This is a genomic window from Acidovorax sp. ST3 (genome assembly GCF_003231145.1).
Lineage (GTDB): Bacteria > Pseudomonadota > Gammaproteobacteria > Burkholderiales > Burkholderiaceae_C > Acidovorax.
Genome location: NZ_QKVP01000091.1, coordinates 1 through 584 on the forward strand (window position 1 = coordinate 1; position 584 = coordinate 584).

At 61.5% G+C, this 584-nt stretch carries 1 protein-coding gene; it reads right to left on the reverse strand.

The window, feature by feature from the left end:
* Positions 1–501: aconitase family protein (locus tag DNK89_RS23720; RefSeq protein ID WP_238990923.1), on the reverse strand; the 501-nt coding region annotated here is incomplete at its 3' end.
* Positions 502–584 lie beyond the last annotated feature (83 nt).

Here is a 584-nt window from a genome sequence, read left to right on the forward strand (position 1 = left end):
GAAGGCCTGCATGCCCCACTTCATGAACTGGTAGCGCTCCTGGTTGCGCTTGAATTCCAGCTTCATGTTCAGGTCCAGCGCATTCTTGGTGCCGAAGTAGTCGATCATGACCGAGTGGTCCACCACCAGGTCCACCGGCACCAGCGGCTCGATGCTCTTGGGGCTCTTGCACATCTTGTCGGCCACCGAGCGCATGGCGGCGATGTCCGCCAGCAGCGGCACGCCGGTGAAGTCCTGCAGCACCACGCGCGCCACCACGAACGGGATTTCATCCTCGCGCTTGGCGTTGGCCTGCCAGTTGGCGAGCTGGCGCACGTGTTCCTCGGTCACCTTCTTGCCATCGCAATTGCGCAGCACGGATTCCAGCACGATGCGGATGGAGACCGGCAGCCGCTGCATGTCCACGCCCAGCGCCTTGCCCAGCGCCGGCAGCGAATAGTACTGACAGGACTTGTTGCCGATCTTGAAATTCTTGAGTGTGTCGAGGGTGTTGTGCGGCATGATGGACTCCGTGGTTTTGCCCGCGTAAAGCCGGCATTTTCAGGCGTTTCGACGAGTTTGTCATTCCGGGCGACAGCGGCGCG